Below are 14,681 nucleotides of genomic sequence, written 5' to 3'. Positions count from 1 at the left end.
CTGTCGGTCCCCCGCTGTAGGTTGGCAGACATGCGCATCGCGACCTGGAACGTCAATTCGATCACCGCCCGCCTCCCGAGGCTGCTGGCCTGGCTGGAGAGCTCCGGCACGGATGTGCTGTGCCTCCAGGAGACCAAGTGCACCGCCGAGCAGTTCCCGCGGGAGGCGCTGCGCGAGCTGGGCTACGAGGCCGCGGTGCACGCCGACGGCCGCTGGAACGGCGTGGCCCTGCTGTCCAGGGTCGGCCTGGAGGACGTCGTCACGGGGCTGCCCGGCGGCCCGGAGTACGACGGCGTGCAGGAGCCGCGGGCCGTCTCGGCGACCTGCGGCCCGGCCCGGGTGTGGTCGGTCTACGTCCCCAACGGCCGCGAGGTCGACCACGCGCACTACGCGTACAAGCTCGGCTGGTTCGAGGCGCTGCGGACGGCCGTCGCCGAGGACGCGGCGGGCCCCCGCCCGTTCGCGGTCCTCGGCGACTACAACGTCGCACCGACGGACGAGGACGTCTGGGACCCGGCCGCCTTCGTGGGCGCCACCCATGTCACCCCCGCCGAGCGGGCCGCGCTGGCCGCCCTGCGCGACGCGGGCCTGTCGGACGTCGTCCCGCGCCCCCTCAAGTACGACCACCCCTACACCTATTGGGACTACCGCCAGCTCGCCTTCCCCAAGAACCGCGGGATGCGCATCGACCTGGTCTACGGCAACGAGCCGTTCGCCAAGGCCGTGTCGGACGCCTATGTGGACCGCGAGGAGCGCAAGGGCAAGGGCGCCTCGGACCACGCGCCGGTCGTGGTGGACCTCGACGTCTAGGGGGTCTCATTCGGGCCCTGGGGGACCAGAGCCCGGAGGTCCACCGCGTCGCCGAGTGCCCGGAGCCCGGCGTCGCCGGGGTGGAGGTGGTCCCCGCTGTCGTAGGCGGGGAGCAGCCGCTGCGGCAGGTGCGGATCGCGCAGCACGGCGTCGAAGTCCAAGGTGGCGTCGAAGGCGCCGCCGTTGTCGCGGACGAAGGCGTTGACGGCCTGGCGGCGAGCCTCGACGTCCGGGGTGCAGTCGGGGTAGCCCGCGCAGGGCGCCACGCTCGCCACCAGCACCCGCAGCCCCCGGGCGTGTGCCCGCCCCGCCAGCTCCCGCAGACCGGCGATGACGTCCGCGGCCGGGGTGCCCGCGCGCAGGTCGTTGATGCCCTCGAAGACCACCACCGTCCGCGCCGCGGGCTGGGGCAGCACGTCCCGCTCCAGCCGGTGCCCGGCGCTGACCCCGCCGGTGTCGCCGCTGACCCCGTCGCCCGGATAGCGGTCGGTGACGATGCGGTTCGCCGAAATGCCCTGGTTGAGCACGCCGTAGCGGGGCACCGCGTGCTGTGCCGCCAGGCGGCGGGCCAGCACGTCCGGCCAGCGCCGGTTGGCCCCGGCGGTCGACTTCACGCCGTCGGTGATCGAATCACCCAGCGCCACCACCGAGCCGGGGCCGCCCCCGACGTCGACACCCGTCAGGAACGGCCAGAGCGTGATCGTCTCCGGGAAGGCCGCGCCGCCCGCGTCCGCGGTGCGGTCGCCGCCGCCCGCCACGCTCAGATACGACAGCTGGGCCGCCTCCTGGTGCACCGGCGCCGCCGCCACCGTCCCCGGCAGATGCAGGCTCACCAGCAGATCGGTGCCGGTCGGGACGGTGAAGGCCGCCGGATCGCTGAACGCCTCGGCCCCCGCCGGGACCCGGACCCCCCGGTGCCCGCCGCCGAAGGTCAGCGGCACCGGCGCGCCCCGCGCCGCCGCGCCCGTGCCGCGCACCGCGATACTGGCCGCCGCGATCTCCACCGGCGCGGCGGCGAAGGTGTTGGCCAGCCGGATCCGCGCCCGGGGGCCGCCCGCGCCGCTGTGCACCACCAGCCGCAGCGTGCGGTCCGTCCAGGGGCCGACCGCCCGGTAGCCCGCCGTGCTCGCCGCCCAACTCCCGGTCCGGCCGCGCCCGGTGTCCCGCACGGCCACCGCGAACACGTGCAGTACCGCCGCCCCGGACGCCGTCGGCAGCACCACGGAGCGCACCTCCCGCCCGGCCCGCAGCGGGACGGTCACCGCGTACAGCCGCGCCGGCCCGGCCGACTGCCCGCCGGTGGCGTGGTTGAGGTGCGGCAGGGCCACCGCCTTGGTGGCGAGGGGCCCCGACCGCCAGTCGGGCGCGGTGAGTTCATAGCCGCTGCGTGAACCGTCGCGGTAGCGGACGGTGCCGGTGCCGCCGGTGGCGGCGCCGGTGGCGGCGACCAGGAAGGTGAGCGCCTCGCCCCGGCCGCGCAGCGCGACCTGCTGGCCGTGCGCCACCACGTTGTCCGGGGCGCCGGGCGCCGTGCGCGGCAGGGTCAGCCGGGCCCCGTCCAGCGTCAGCACGCCGCCGGGTGTCCAGCCGGCCGCCGCCAGGTCCTGCGCGGACAGCGAGCGGCCCGCTCCGTCGAAGTCGGCCGCGTCCGGCCGGGCGTCGGCACTGACCGCCCGGTTGTCGAAGAGCGCCGGCAGCGGGCGGGGTGCGGCGGCAGCGGCACGGGCCGGACCGGCCGCGGTGGCGGGCAGGGCCGCCGCGGTGAGCAGCAGGAGCAGGGCGGTGGCCGCTCGTCGTGGACGCATCGGTCGGTATCCCTCCGGAAGGGCGCCAACGGGCAGGTGGGAGCCGTGATCTTGCCGGAACGGCGTGGGGCGCGGGCTCCCGTGGACCCGGCGGATGCGATCCGGGCGCCCCGAAGTTAGGGACCCGCCGGGGGTGCGTCAAGGTGACGAACGGGCCAGGTCCGCGCCGCGCGCCTGTGGCCCCGGCCACAGGTCGGGTGGGACCCTGCACACCATGAACATGTCTTTCCTGGACCGGTGGCGCAGGCGTCAGCGGGCGGACCGGTCCGTTCCGCTCGCCGAGTCGGTGCGGGCCGACCCCGAGAGCGTCGTGGAGCTGCTGTCCGAGTGCGGGCTGCTGCGGGCGCAGGCCGCCACGGCCGGGGTGGAACTGGACGATTCCGTACGGTCGTTGGAGGCCCTGGACCAGCTGCAGCCCGTGTGGCGGGACGATCCGGAGGTGCTGCCCTGGCTCGGCAACGACGCCGGTCTCTACCTCGGCACGGTACTGGTCCGCACGGTGCGCGGCGCCGTGTGGCACGTCTGGCCGGACGGGCAGCCGGTGGTGCGGCTGGCGTCCGGGCGGGAGATCGATGTGGTGGAGGCTGGCCACGAGTGGGCCGACACCGGCGCCCCCGAGCTGTCCCAGCTCTACGCCGAGGTCTCCGAGTCCTGACGGCCGCGGCGGCCCCGGGCTCGCAGGGGAACGCACCCGCTGCCGTCCGGAGAGCGGCCCCCGCCGAGCCGCCGGGAGTTCCGCCGTAGCCCTGAATTATGCGCCCATCTCCACGCGTACGTGCGTGTCAGTGGGGAAGTGCCCCATTCGCCCCGGTAAGTTGCGGGCTCCGCGCTGTACGGATGAGAGTGGGCAGGTCTGCATATGGCCGGTGATGCGCTGATTGAACTGCGCGGGGTCAACAAGCACTACGGAGCACTGCACGTCCTGAAGGACATCGACCTCACCGTCGGCCGCGGCGAGGTGGTCGTGGTCATCGGGCCCTCCGGGTCCGGGAAGTCCACGCTGTGCCGGGCCATCAACCGGCTGGAGACCGTGGAGTCGGGCACCATCACGCTGGACGGCCGGCCGCTGCCCGAAGAGGGCCGGGCGCTGGCCCGGTTGCGGGCCGAGGTCGGCATGGTCTTCCAGTCCTTCAACCTCTTCGCGCACAAGACCGTACTGGCCAATGTGATGCTCGCGCCGATGAAGGTCCACAAGGCGAAGAAGGACGAGGCCGCCCGGCGCGCCCGCGAACTCCTCGACCGCGTCGGACTCGCCTCCCAGGCCGACAAGTACCCGGCGCAGCTCTCCGGCGGCCAGCAGCAGCGCGTCGCCATCGCCCGCGCCCTGGCGATGGACCCGAAGGCGATGCTCTTCGACGAGCCGACCTCCGCGCTCGACCCGGAGATGATCAACGAGGTGCTGGAGGTCATGCGGCAGCTCGCCCGGGACGGCATGACGATGGTCGTGGTCACCCATGAGATGGGCTTCGCCCGCTCCGCCGCCCACCGCGTGGTGTTCATGGCCGACGGCTGCATCGTCGAGGACCGCACCCCCGAGGACTTCTTCACCGCGCCGCGCAGCGAACGGGCCAAGGACTTCCTCTCCAAGATCCTCAAGCACTGAACGGGGGCGCCGCGATGCCGCACCGTCACTCCTCGCCCCCGCGCCGCGCCCTGGTGGCGCTGCTGCTCGCCGTGCTCGCGCTGGCCCTCGCCGGCTGCGGCCGGGAGGGCAGCCCGCCGGTCAAGGGCCCCAAGGGCAGCGAACTCCCGCAGTACCCGGTCGCCCGGAACTTCCGGCTGCCCGCCTCCCCGACCTGGGTGCAGGCCAAGCGCCGCGGCCACCTCGTCATCGGCGTCAAGGAGGACCAGCCCTACCTCGGCGAGAAGGACCCGGCCTCCGGCCGGTACACCGGCTTCGACATCGAGATCGCCAAGATGATGTCCGCCGCGCTCGGCTTCCCGCCCCGCACCATCGAGTTCAAGACGATCGCCTCCGCCAACCGCGAGACCGCCCTGCAGAACGGCCAGATCGACCTGTACGTCGGCACGTACACCATCAACGACAAACGCAAGAAGCTGGTCGGCTTCGCCGGCCCCTACTACCTGGCCGGGCAGTCGCTGCTGGTGCGCGCCGACGAGCACGACATCCACGGCCCCCAGGACCTGGCCGGCAAACGCGTCTGCTCGGCGGCCGGCTCGACCCCCTACCAGCGCATCCAGGCCGACTACCCCAAGGCGGTCCTGGTCTCCTACGACACCTACTCGGTGTGTGTGGACAACCTGCTCACCTACCAGGTCGACGCGGTCACCACCGACGACGCGATCCTGCTGGGCTACGCCGCCAAGGTGCCCGACGAACTGAAGGTGGCCGGCAAGCCGTTCTCCCAGGAGCCGTACGGCATCGGCGTCCCCCGCGGCGACAACGCGCTGCGCCTCGCCCTCGACGACGCCCTCGCCGCGAACGAGAAGAACGGCAACTGGCAGAAGGCCTACGACGCGACCCTCGGCCTGTCCGGGGTGCCCGCCCCCAAGCCGCCCCCGATCGACCGCTACCCGGCGTCCTGACCAGCCAAGGAACCGACCGATGAACGTTCTTCTCGACAACCTCTCGCTCTACGGGCAGGGCCTGCTGGGCACCGTCGAACTCACCGTCTACTCCTCGCTGCTGGCCCTCGTCCTCGGCTTCCTGATGGCCGCGTTCCGCGTCGCCCCGGTCGGCTCGCTGCGGGCCATCGGCACGGTGTGGGTGAACGTGCTGCGCAACACGCCGCTGACGCTGCTGTTCTTCGCGGTGGTGCTGGGCCTGCCGCGCTTCGGCCTGGTGCTGCCCTTCACCCTCTTCGCCGTCCTCGCGCTGGGCTGCTACACCTCGGCCTTCATCTGCGAGGCGGTGCGCTCCGGCATCAACACCGTGCCGACCGGCCAGGGCGAGGCGGCCCGCAGCCTGGGGATGTCCTTTCCGCAGACCCTCGGCGACATCGTGCTGCCGCAGGCCTTCCGGTCCGTCATCCCGCCCATCGGCTCCACGCTGATCGCGCTGGCCAAGAACTCCGCGATCGCCGGCGCCTTCAGCGTCGTCGAGCTGCTCGGGGTCTACAAGCCGCTCAGCGAGCGGGGCTACAGCATCATCTGGACCTTCGTCTGGATCGCCGTCGGCTACCTGCTCGTCACCCTGACCATCAGCGCGCTCTTCCACGTGCTGGAGAAGCGCTACGGAGTGGCCCGATGACCACCGCCCTCTACGACGTCCCCGGCCCGCGGGCCCGGCAGCGCCACCGGCTCTACGGCATCGCCTCGACGGTGGTGATCCTCGCGGTGCTGGCCGGGATCGTCCATCTCCTCTTCACCACCGGCCAGTTCACCGCGGCGAAGTGGACGCCCTTCACCTACCAGGGAATCCAGGACCTGCTGCTCCGCGGCCTCGGCAACACCCTGCGGGCCTTCGGCCTGGCGGCCGTGCTGTCGCTGGCGTTCGGCGCGGTGTTCGCGACCGGCCGGCTCTCCGTGCACCGGGCCGTGCGCTGGCTGAGCACCGTGGTGGTGGAGTTCTTCCGGGCGATGCCCGTGCTGGTCATGATCTTCTTCATCTATGTGGCGCTGAAGGCGGAGCCGCTGGTCGCCCTGGTCGCCGGGCTGACCCTCTACAACGGCTCCGTGCTCGCCGAGGTCTTCCGCAGCGGCATCAACGCCGTCGAGCGCGGCCAGCGGGAGGCCGCCTACGCCCTGGGGATGCGCAAGACGCAGGTCATGACGCAGATCCTGGCGCCGCAGGCGGTCCGGGCGATGCTGCCGGCCATCATCAGCCAGCTGGTGGTCGCCCTGAAGGACACCTCGCTCGGCTACCTCATCACCTACGAGGAGTTCCTGCACGCCGGCAAGCTCATCGCCTCCAACCTCGACTACGACCTGCCGTTCATCCCCGTCGTCATGATCATCTCGCCGATCTACATCGGGATGTGCATGCTGCTGTCCTGGCTGGCCAACTGGGTCGCCCGGCGCCAGCGCCGCAACCCCAAGGTCGAGGCCGTCGAGGTCGCCGCCCCGGAACCGGGCACCCTGCTGCCGGGGGGCACCCGCCCTCCTGCGAAATGAGAGCGGGGCCGCCCGGCAGCAGGGTGCCGGGGCTCAGTCGCGCACCGGCACCGACACATAGGACGGATCGTCGGCCGGCGAGGAGAACGTCAGCCGGGCGCCGCCGGGGTTGTGCGTGATGTACAGCGGGTCGACGGTGTCCACGACGACGGCGAGGTGGTGGCCGGCCGGTACGTCGTAGGCCGTGGAGAAGAGGTCCAGGTCCACGCCGAAGGGCTGGTCGGGGGTCTTGCCGTGGAAGGTGTACGGCGCGTGGGTGACCAGCTTGCCGATGCCGAGCGGGCCCACGTCGTAGAGGTAGGCGATGGCGGTGCCGCTCTCCGCGGTGCTGGTGAGGGTGGTGTGCAGCCGGGTGGTGCCGCGCACCCGCTGCCCGCTCGGGTAGCGCTCGGACTGCCAGACGGCGGCCACCGAGCGCGGCAGCAGCGGGATCGAGGCCATCGGCGGCAGCCGGAAGAACTGGTCCATCATGCTGGAGAGGATGACCAGCCCGCCGTCGGCGCCGGAGTCCCAGTTGGTGCGGATCCGCTGGCTGCCGCCGAGGTCGATCCGCCGCTGTGCGGACGGGACGTCCTTCCAGCTCTTGTAGCCCTCGTACGCGCCGGTGGAACGGGACTTGAGCAGCACCGGCGACTCGCGGTTGACGCCGTTGTCCGCGCCCTTGAGGTAGTGGTCGAACCACCGCTGGGTATCGGTCCAGGTGTCGTTGGGCAGCCCGAACAGCCCGAGCCCCTCGGCCGTGGCGTGGTCACCGGGGCGGAACTCCAGCCGCTTGGGGCCGGTGAGCTTCTCGTAGAAGTCGGCGGTCTGGTTGGGGGGGAAGATGGAGTCGCCCCAGGCGTTGCCCAGCATGATGGCGGCGCCATTGGCGTTGATCTTGTCGAGGTAGGCGGCGGGGGAGCGCTTGCGTCCCCACGCGATCAGGTCCTGCTCCTTGTCCAGGTTCGAGGCCAGGAAGTCCTTCATGATGGTGCGGAATTCGGGGCTGGGGCGTCCGGTCAGCGCGCCCGTGGCGCCCAGGAACTGCGCGGCCTGCCGGTGCTCGGTGCGGCCGCTGTAGATCGACCCGACCAGGTCGCCCCAGCCGCTGAGCGCCGCGACCGCCTTGATCCGCTTGTCGGACGCGGCGGCCAGCAGGCTGATCCCGGCACCGTAGGAGACCCCGGCCATCCCGACCTTGTGCGGATCGGCCGGGGTGTGGGCCAGCGCCCAGTCGATGACCTTCGAGGCGTCGGCGATGTCCTTCGGGCCGGCGGTCTCGATCTCGCCGCCGGACTGCCAGAAGCCCCGCGAGTTGTAGCCGACGACCACATAGCCCTTGTCGGCCAGTTTCCTGGCCTGCGCCATGTATTCGATCTGCGGCATCGACCAGCTGGTGGGCAGCACGATGACCGGGTAGCGCCGGGTGCCGTCCGCATCGGACGGAGTGAAGACATTCGCCTTGAGCGTGATCCCGCCGTCGCCCTCGATGTCGACGAACCGCACCGGGGCCGAACTGTCCGGGGACGCCGCGACGGGCGCCGAGGGGGCCGTGGCGGCCTGCGCCGGTGCGACGGTGAGAACCGTGGTGGCCAGCAGTGCTGCCGAAACGGTGCCGACCGTGGCGCGCCGGGTCGTACGGGAGGGCCTCATCTTCTCTCCAGATCTCGATGCGGGTCCGCCGCACGCTGTCACGGGACAGGAGGGGGCGTACGGCGGGCCCGAGTTGACTGGAGAGTAAGGTCCGCTCCTTACCTCTGGTAACCCATCGGTAGGTTACGGCTGGGTAACGCCCTTGGGGCGGAAGGGAGTCGAGAGCGCGGAGAAGAGTGCAGGGACAGGGGAGAATCGCGGCGACCGAGGTGCCGACCGAGGTGCCGACCGAAGGAGGGGAGCGGTGACCGAGACACCGTTCGACGAGGGCGAGCGCCGGGTGTGGGCGGGCAACGCGGCGGCATACGACGGGGGTTTCGCCAAGTTGTGCGCCCACACGGTGCCGTTGCTGCTGGATGCCGCGCAGGTGCGCGCGGGCGCCCGGGTGCTGGACGCCGGGACGGGCACCGGCTCGGCCGCCGCGGCCGCCGGTGCGCGCGGGGCGCGGGTGACCGCCGTGGACGCCGAGCCCGATATGGCGCGGCGCGCCGCACACACGGTGACCGGCGCCCGCGTGCTGGTCGCCGCGCTGCCGCAGCTTCCTTTCACACAGGGTTACTTCGATGCGGTCGTCGGCAACTTCGTGCTCAACCACGTCGGGCGGCCGCGGGCGGCCCTCGACGAGCTGTGCCGGGTGACGCGGCCCGGCGGCCGGATCGCGCTGACGGTCTGGGCGGCCCCCGCGGCGCCGGGAGCGGCCCTGCTCGGCCGGGCCGTGGCGGCCGCCGGGGTGGTCCGTCCGCCGTCGCTGCCCGCGCTCGCCGCCGAGGAGGACTTCCCCCGCACCCCCGACGGCCTCGCCGGTCTGCTGCGGGGCGCGGGCCTGGCCGACGTGGACTGCGCGCCGCTGTCCTGGGAGCACCGCACGACGCAGCGGGAGTGGTGGAGCGGACCCGCGGCCGGCGTGGCGACCGTCGGCCGGGTCGTGCTCAGCCAGGGCCCGGCCGTCACCGAGCGCATCCGGCAGCACTTCGAGCTGCTGGCGCGGGAGTTCACCGACCCGGACGGCGCGCTGGTGCTGCCGCACACCGCGCTGCTGGCGTCGGGGCGGGTGGCCGGATAGCGGGGGCGGGCATCCGGCGGCGGACCCGGCGCCGGGGTGCGCGGGCACCGGGGGCGGGGCCGTGGGTCAGGTGCCGCTCATCAGCTCGCCGAGGCCGGTGCGCAGATCGTCCGCGGTCATCACCGGCTGCAGCGAGACCTGCGCGTTCAGGTCCATGAAGAACGACTCCAGGAGCGTCGGCATCTGCCAGGACTCCTGCATGTCGAAGTAGAAGAACGCGGTCCGCTCGCCGTCGTCGAGGGTGAAGTAGGCCGCCTCCGGCTTCAGGGCGGCGAGGGCCGACTCCATGATCTTCGGCAGACCGCCGTTGCGGATCACTTCGTTGCCTGTCTCGGTGGGTATCCGGGCCTTCAGAACCATCCTCATCGGGGCTCATTCCTCGCGTCGCTCGCGTGGGGTGGGTGATCGCGGCGGTGAACCGGAGGCCGGGCGCCCGACGGCTACGCGGCGGGCCCGTGGCGCACCGCTCGGTCGGCTGTTTCACTGTCTGCTCTCAGGGTCTCACGCCCTCGCCGCAGGGGGCAGCTCCGGCGCTCGCGGACCCGCTCGGCAGCCACACAGCAACCGCTCAGGAACCGGTACTCAGCGGCTCGGCGCGGCCGCTGGGCGGGATCTCCTCGGCCGGCGGCACCGGCCCGGGCGGGGTGCCGTCGCCGAACGGGCGGCCGCCCAACTCCTCGCGGTGGTGCGGCAGCAGCCAGCCGCCGAGATCCGGCCCCAGCGGGACGATGCCGGTCGGGTTGAGATGGCTGTGCACCCGGTAGTAGTGCTGCTTGATGTGGTGGAAGTCGACGGTGTCGCCGAAGCCGGGCGTCTGGAAGAGGTCCTTGGCGTAGGCCCACAGCACCGGGTCCTCGGCCAGCTTGAACGCGTTGCACTTGAAGTGGCCGTGGTAGACGGCGTCGAACCGGACCAGGGTCGTGAACAGCCGGATGTCGGCCTCCGTGAGGGTGTCGCCCACGAGGTAGCGCCGCTCGGCCAGCCGCTCGGACAGCAGGTCCAGGCGCCGGAAGAGATCGTGGAAGGCGGCCTCGTACTCGCCCTGCCCGGTGGCGAAACCGGCCCGGTACACGCCGTTGTTGACGTCCCGGTAGACGCCCGCCATCACGATGTCGATCTCCTCGCGCAGCGGCTCCGGGTACAGATCGGGCGCGCCGGGCCGGTGCAGCGCCGTCCACTCGGTCGCGAGGTCCAGGGTGAGCTGCTGGAAGTCGTTGGTGACCAGCTGCCCGCTGGGGATGTCGACGACGGCGGGGACGCTGACGCCGCCCGGGTAGTCCTTCTCGCGGGCGTCGTAGGCCTCGCTGAGGAAGCGGATGCCGAGGACGGGGTCGCGGCCGCCGGGGTCCAGGGTGAAGCGCCAGCTGCGGTCGTCCTGGATCGGGTCGGTCACGGCGAGCGAGAGCGCGTCCTCCAGGCCGAGCAGCCGCCGCGAGATAATGGCGCGGCTCGCCCAGGGGCACGCGCGGCTGGCCACCAGCCGGTAGCGGCCGGCCTCGACCGGCCAGCTGTCGCGGCCGTCGGCGGTGATCCGGTCCGCGAAGTGGCTCCTGGAGCGCTTGAACGGCTTGCTGCCGTAGGCGGTGTTGCCGGTGGCGGCGTCCGCGCCGCCGCCCCCGGTGGCACCGTCGCTGCTGGGATGGGACATCACCGACTCCTTCCGTCCGCGGTCGCCCGGCGCCCTCGTGCCCCGGTCCTCGTGTCGCGGTCCTCGTGCCGTGGTGCTCTTGCCGGGTGCGCCTGTCGTGGTGCTCCGGCCATGGCTTTCGTGCCGCGGCCTCCTGACGAGCCTTCCCGGACCGGCGCGGATATCCCGTCCGCCGTCTCCCCTCTCCCGTTCAGCCGAGGCGGGTGAGATCGGGCCGCAGCCGGTGCCAGACCGGGTGCCGCAGCCGGCCCGCCGATGTCCAGCCGGTGAAGGAGACCTCGGCGACCAGCCGGGGCTCGGCCCAGTGCGGCCCCGCGATGTCCACGGGGTTCACGAACGGTGACCGGTCGAGCGGAATGACGCCCAGGTACTGCGCCAGCTCCTGGCGCTCCCGTTCGGACAGCCCCGATCCGACGGACCCGACGTAGCGCAGCCCCGCCGGCTCCGCCACCCCCGCCAGGACGGATCCGGGCAGCCCGGCCAGCCCGCCGTGGCCCTCCGTCCAGCCCCCGATGACCACGTCGAGGGTCTGCAGATGCTTCGTCTTGCGCCACTCGGGTGACCGCACGCCGGGCAGATACGCGCTGGTCAGCCGCTTGGCCACGACCCCTTCGAGGCCTCCTTGCAGCGAGGCCTCCCACGCCTGCCGCCCATGGCCCTCGACGTATGCGGGCGCCGACCAGTTCGGGCCGCTCAGCCCCAGCCCGGCCAGGATCGACCGGCGCTCGTAATACGGCGCACCGAGCAGCGAGCCGGCCAGATACATGATGTCGAAGAGGACCAGGTGCACCGGGTGCTCCATCGCCAGGCGGGCGGTGCGGCGCGGATTGACCACGCCCATCCGGCGCTGGAGCAGCCCGAAGTCCGGCCGTCCGCGGGCGTCCAGCACCACCACCTCGCCGTCGAGCACCGCGGGCCGGCCGCGCAGCTGCGCACCCAGCGGGCCCAGCTCCGGGTAGGTCGCGGTCGCGTCGTTGCCGGCCCGGGTGATCAGGCGGAGGGTGCCGTCGCCGGCGGTGTTGACGATGCAGCGCGCGCCGTCCCACTTGGCCTCGAAGGCCCAGGCCGTCTCCTCAACCGCGGCGGGCAGCGGGCCGATCGTGGCCAGCATCGGCCGGATCAGGGGGTACGGGGCCGAGCCACGCTCGGCGGTGGGGGCCATGGTTCGATGATCGCGGGATCCGGGGGCGTTCGCAGATCGGCGGGCGGCCGCCGCCAACCACGCGCCCGGACCGGCCGTGATCGTGGCGCCCGCCCCGCCCCTACCGCCGCTCCCCGCCGCCCGCGGCCCCCGTCGTGGGGAGCGGCTCGTCGCCCTCCGTGTTCACATGCGGCAGGATCCGGTCCAGCCACCGGGGCGACCACCAGGCCGCCGGGCCCAGCAGCGTCATCACCGCGGGCACCAGCAGCAGCCGCACCACGGTCGCGTCGATCAGGACGCTCACGGCCAGACCCAGGCCCAGCATCTTCACCACGATGTTGTCGCTGAGCAGGAAGGCCGCGAACACGCTCACCATGATCAGCGCGGCACAGGTGATCACCCGGGCGGTGATCTCCAGCGCGTGCGCCACGCTCGCCCTGGCGTCGCCGGTCCGCAGCCACGCCTCGTGCACCCGCGACAGCAGGAAGATCTCGTAGTCCATGCTCAGCCCGAAGACGATCGCGAACATCATCATCGGGACATAGCTCTCGATGGGCACGGTGCCCGAGACCCCGAGCGCCGGACCGCCCCAGCCCCACTGGAAGACCGCCACCACCACCCCGTACGAGGCGGCGATCGACAGGACGTTGAGCACCGCGGCCTTCACCGCCACCAGCAGGCCCCGGAAGACGATCAGGATCAGCACGAAGGCGAGGGCGACCACCACCGCGATGATCAGCGGCAGCCGGCTGGCGACGATGTCCAGGAAGTCGACCTGGCCGGCGGTCGTGCCCGTCACATAGCCCTCCGCGTCGGTGCCCTTCACCGCCTGCGGCAGGACATCGCGCTCCAGGCGCTTGACCAGATCCGTGGTGGCCGCGTTCTGCGGGGCCTGGGTGGAGTACGCGGTCCCGGTGAGCACCGCTCCGTCCGGGGTGGCCTTCAGCGGGGTGATCAGGGCCGCGCCCGGGACATCGGTGAGCGCCTTCTTCGCCTGCGTCGCCAGCATCGGCCGGTCCGCCTGCGGGACCGCGGACTCGTCGATGACCAGGGTCAGCGGACCGTTGGAGCCGGGCCCGAACGCCGAGGACATCAGGTCGAAGGCCCGCCGGTCGGTGAACGACTTGGGGTCGGCGCCGTCGCCGATGTGCCCGAGCTGGATCGAGAAGACCGGGAGGGCCAGCACGACCACCACCAGCACCCCGCCGGCGAGGTACCACCAGGGGCGGCGCTCCACCCGCTGGGCGTAGCGGTGCCAGGTGCCGCGCGCCTCCTCGCCCGGCGGGGCGTCGGTCTCGGCGATGGGGTGGCGCACCCGCAGCCGGTCGATCCGGCGGCCGATCAGCCCGAGCAGCGCCGGGACCAGGGTGAGCGCGCCGAGCACCGCGGAGACCACGGTGAGGGCGGCCGCCACCCCGAGTTTGCCGATGAAGGAGAGCTGGGAGACCCACAGCCCCATCAGCGCGATGATCACGGTGCAGCCGGACACCAGCACCGCCCGGCCGCTGGTGGCCACCGCCCGGCCCGCGGCGGCGACCGGGTCCGCGCCGTCCATCAGGTTCTGCCGGTGGCGGGTGAGCAGGAACAGCGCGTAGTCGATGCCGACGCCGAGGCCGATCATCGTGGCCAGCGTGGGGGAGACGGTGGCGAAGACGGAGACGGCCGCCAGCAGGCCCAGGCACGCCACCCCGCACAGGGCCCCGACCAGCGCGGTCACCAGCGGCACCCCGGCCGCCAGAACACTGCCGAAGCCGATCAGCAGCACCAGGATCGCCACCCCGAAGCCGATCACCTCGCTGATCCGGTCGTTGGGCGCGGGCCGGGCCAGCTCGCCCAGCGGCCCGCCGTACTCCACGTCCACGCCCACCGAGCGCAGCTGCTTGACCGCCGCGTCGACGCCGTCGAGGTAGTCCGGCTTCAGGGTGGAGGGCTGCACGCTGAAGCGCATCGTGATGTACGCGGTGCGGCCGTCGGTGGAGAGCGGACCGACGTTCGGGGTGCCGGGCGGCGGCTTGGCGGGCGCCGCGCCGGGTGCGGGCAGCGGGTTCTGCGCGGACAGCACCTCCGGCAGGGTGCCCAGGTGGGTGACGGCGCTGTCGATCTGACCGCGGACGGCGGTCAGCGGCCGGTCCGCGTCGTGCAGCACGACCTGGCTGCTGTAGCCGCCGGCCTTCGGCTCGTGCGCCTTGAGCACATCGCGGCCCCGTGTCGACTGGACGCCGGGCAGCGCGAAGTCGTCGGAGTAGTCACCGCCGTAGGCGTGTTGCAGCACCTGAAGCCCGGCCAGGGCGGCCAGCCACAGCACGATGACCACGACGAAGTGGCGGGCGCACCACTCCCCGATGCGGCACAGCGCACCCCGGGGACGGGGGGCGCCGGACGCGGCGGGGGCGCCCGGGGTCCTCGGCAACGACATGGTGCTCCCGAATGAACGCCGGCCCTTCTGGCACATGCGGACAGTCAGCATTCAACGGCGGTTCGGCCGCCCCGGCACGTCCACCGGGGATC

13 protein-coding genes are annotated in these 14,681 nt (G+C 72.7%); 7 read left to right on the top strand and 6 right to left on the bottom strand.

Annotation, left to right across the window (positions count from 1 at the left end; translation table 11 throughout):
* The first annotated feature begins 30 nt into the window (after positions 1–30).
* Complete coding sequence (locus IEY78_RS12290) at positions 31–810, top strand: exodeoxyribonuclease III (protein WP_189097700.1); 780 nt, start codon at positions 31–33, stop codon at positions 808–810.
* On the opposite strand, the gene IEY78_RS12285 is transcribed toward IEY78_RS12290, so the two are convergent.
* Positions 807–2,615 carry an SGNH/GDSL hydrolase family protein gene (locus tag IEY78_RS12285; protein WP_189097699.1) on the bottom strand — a complete coding sequence of 603 codons (1,809 nt, stop codon included), beginning with the start codon at positions 2,613–2,615 and terminating at the stop codon, positions 807–809. The two genes, IEY78_RS12290 and IEY78_RS12285, sit on opposite strands and share 4 nt — an antisense overlap.
* Before the next feature lie 214 nt (positions 2,616–2,829).
* On the opposite strand from IEY78_RS12285, the gene IEY78_RS12280 reads away from it, so the two are divergent.
* The 5 genes from IEY78_RS12280 to IEY78_RS12260 all read left to right on the top strand — a co-directional run bounded on the left by IEY78_RS12280 (position 2,830) and on the right by IEY78_RS12260 (position 6,689).
* Complete coding sequence (locus IEY78_RS12280) at positions 2,830–3,270, top strand: DUF6278 family protein (RefSeq protein ID WP_189097698.1); 441 nt, start codon at positions 2,830–2,832, stop codon at positions 3,268–3,270.
* Positions 3,271–3,474: 204 nt separating this feature from the next.
* Positions 3,475–4,218, top strand: a complete 744-nt coding sequence (locus tag IEY78_RS12275; RefSeq protein WP_189097697.1) for an amino acid ABC transporter ATP-binding protein — start codon at positions 3,475–3,477, stop codon at positions 4,216–4,218.
* Between the two features lie 14 nt (positions 4,219–4,232).
* Entirely contained in the window at positions 4,233–5,162 is a 930-nt protein-coding gene (locus IEY78_RS12270; RefSeq protein ID WP_189097696.1) for a glutamate ABC transporter substrate-binding protein, read from the top strand.
* 19 nt (positions 5,163–5,181) lie between these two features.
* Positions 5,182–5,826 carry an amino acid ABC transporter permease gene (locus IEY78_RS12265; RefSeq protein ID WP_189097695.1) on the top strand — a complete coding sequence of 215 codons (645 nt, stop codon included), beginning with the start codon at positions 5,182–5,184 and terminating at the stop codon, positions 5,824–5,826.
* Positions 5,823–6,689: an amino acid ABC transporter permease gene (locus tag IEY78_RS12260; protein ID WP_189097694.1), complete on the top strand. Its 867-nt coding sequence runs from the start codon at positions 5,823–5,825 to the stop codon at positions 6,687–6,689. The genes IEY78_RS12265 and IEY78_RS12260 overlap by 4 nt, the downstream gene beginning before the upstream one ends.
* Before the next feature lie 33 nt (positions 6,690–6,722).
* On the opposite strand, the gene IEY78_RS12255 is transcribed toward IEY78_RS12260, so the two are convergent.
* Positions 6,723–8,321, bottom strand: a complete 1,599-nt coding sequence (locus IEY78_RS12255) for a CocE/NonD family hydrolase (protein ID WP_189097693.1) — start codon at positions 8,319–8,321, stop codon at positions 6,723–6,725.
* 244 nt (positions 8,322–8,565) lie between these two features.
* On the opposite strand from IEY78_RS12255, the gene IEY78_RS12250 reads away from it, so the two are divergent.
* On the top strand, positions 8,566–9,384 hold the full coding sequence (locus IEY78_RS12250) for a class I SAM-dependent methyltransferase (protein WP_189097692.1): 819 nt from the start codon (positions 8,566–8,568) through the stop codon (positions 9,382–9,384).
* A 66-nt stretch (positions 9,385–9,450) separates the two neighbouring features.
* Here IEY78_RS12250 and IEY78_RS12245 read toward each other — a convergent pair whose 3' ends face one another.
* The 4 genes from IEY78_RS12245 to IEY78_RS12230 all read right to left on the bottom strand — a co-directional run bounded on the left by IEY78_RS12245 (position 9,451) and on the right by IEY78_RS12230 (position 14,589).
* On the bottom strand, positions 9,451–9,750 hold the full coding sequence (locus IEY78_RS12245) for a hypothetical protein (RefSeq protein WP_189097691.1): 300 nt from the start codon (positions 9,748–9,750) through the stop codon (positions 9,451–9,453).
* A gap of 202 nt (positions 9,751–9,952) precedes the next feature.
* Positions 9,953–11,032 (bottom strand): glutathione S-transferase family protein, encoded by a 1,080-nt coding sequence (locus tag IEY78_RS12240; protein WP_189097690.1) that lies wholly within the window; start codon positions 11,030–11,032, stop codon positions 9,953–9,955.
* A gap of 190 nt (positions 11,033–11,222) precedes the next feature.
* Positions 11,223–12,194 carry a non-homologous end-joining DNA ligase gene (gene ligD, locus IEY78_RS12235; RefSeq protein WP_189097689.1) on the bottom strand — a complete coding sequence of 324 codons (972 nt, stop codon included), beginning with the start codon at positions 12,192–12,194 and terminating at the stop codon, positions 11,223–11,225.
* A 100-nt stretch (positions 12,195–12,294) separates the two neighbouring features.
* A complete protein-coding gene (locus IEY78_RS12230) occupies positions 12,295–14,589 on the bottom strand; it encodes an MMPL family transporter (protein WP_189097688.1) in 2,295 nt (764 codons plus the stop codon).
* Positions 14,590–14,681 lie beyond the last annotated feature (92 nt).

The organism is Streptomyces kronopolitis (genome assembly GCF_014646275.1).
Taxonomy (GTDB): domain Bacteria; phylum Actinomycetota; class Actinomycetes; order Streptomycetales; family Streptomycetaceae; genus Streptomyces; species Streptomyces kronopolitis.
This window is presented reverse-complemented; position numbering and strand designations above follow the sequence as displayed.

Bases quoted from the DNA above. Each gene is read 5' to 3' on its own strand.
- IEY78_RS12290 (WP_189097700.1), top strand. From the start codon at position 31: ATGCGCATCGCGACCTGGAACGTCAATTCGATCACCGCCCGCCTCCCG.
- IEY78_RS12285 (WP_189097699.1), bottom strand. From the start codon at position 2,615: ATGCGTCCACGACGAGCGGCCACCGCCCTGCTCCTGCTGCTCACCGCG.
- IEY78_RS12280 (WP_189097698.1), top strand. From the start codon at position 2,830: ATGAACATGTCTTTCCTGGACCGGTGGCGCAGGCGTCAGCGGGCGGAC.
- IEY78_RS12275 (WP_189097697.1), top strand. From the start codon at position 3,475: ATGGCCGGTGATGCGCTGATTGAACTGCGCGGGGTCAACAAGCACTAC.
- IEY78_RS12270 (WP_189097696.1), top strand. From the start codon at position 4,233: ATGCCGCACCGTCACTCCTCGCCCCCGCGCCGCGCCCTGGTGGCGCTG.
- IEY78_RS12265 (WP_189097695.1), top strand. From the start codon at position 5,182: ATGAACGTTCTTCTCGACAACCTCTCGCTCTACGGGCAGGGCCTGCTG.
- IEY78_RS12260 (WP_189097694.1), top strand. From the start codon at position 5,823: ATGACCACCGCCCTCTACGACGTCCCCGGCCCGCGGGCCCGGCAGCGC.
- IEY78_RS12255 (WP_189097693.1), bottom strand. From the start codon at position 8,321: ATGAGGCCCTCCCGTACGACCCGGCGCGCCACGGTCGGCACCGTTTCG.
- IEY78_RS12245 (WP_189097691.1), bottom strand. From the start codon at position 9,750: ATGAGGATGGTTCTGAAGGCCCGGATACCCACCGAGACAGGCAACGAA.
- IEY78_RS12240 (WP_189097690.1), bottom strand. From the start codon at position 11,032: ATGTCCCATCCCAGCAGCGACGGTGCCACCGGGGGCGGCGGCGCGGAC.
- ligD (WP_189097689.1), bottom strand. From the start codon at position 12,194: ATGGCCCCCACCGCCGAGCGTGGCTCGGCCCCGTACCCCCTGATCCGG.
- IEY78_RS12230 (WP_189097688.1), bottom strand. From the start codon at position 14,589: ATGTCGTTGCCGAGGACCCCGGGCGCCCCCGCCGCGTCCGGCGCCCCC.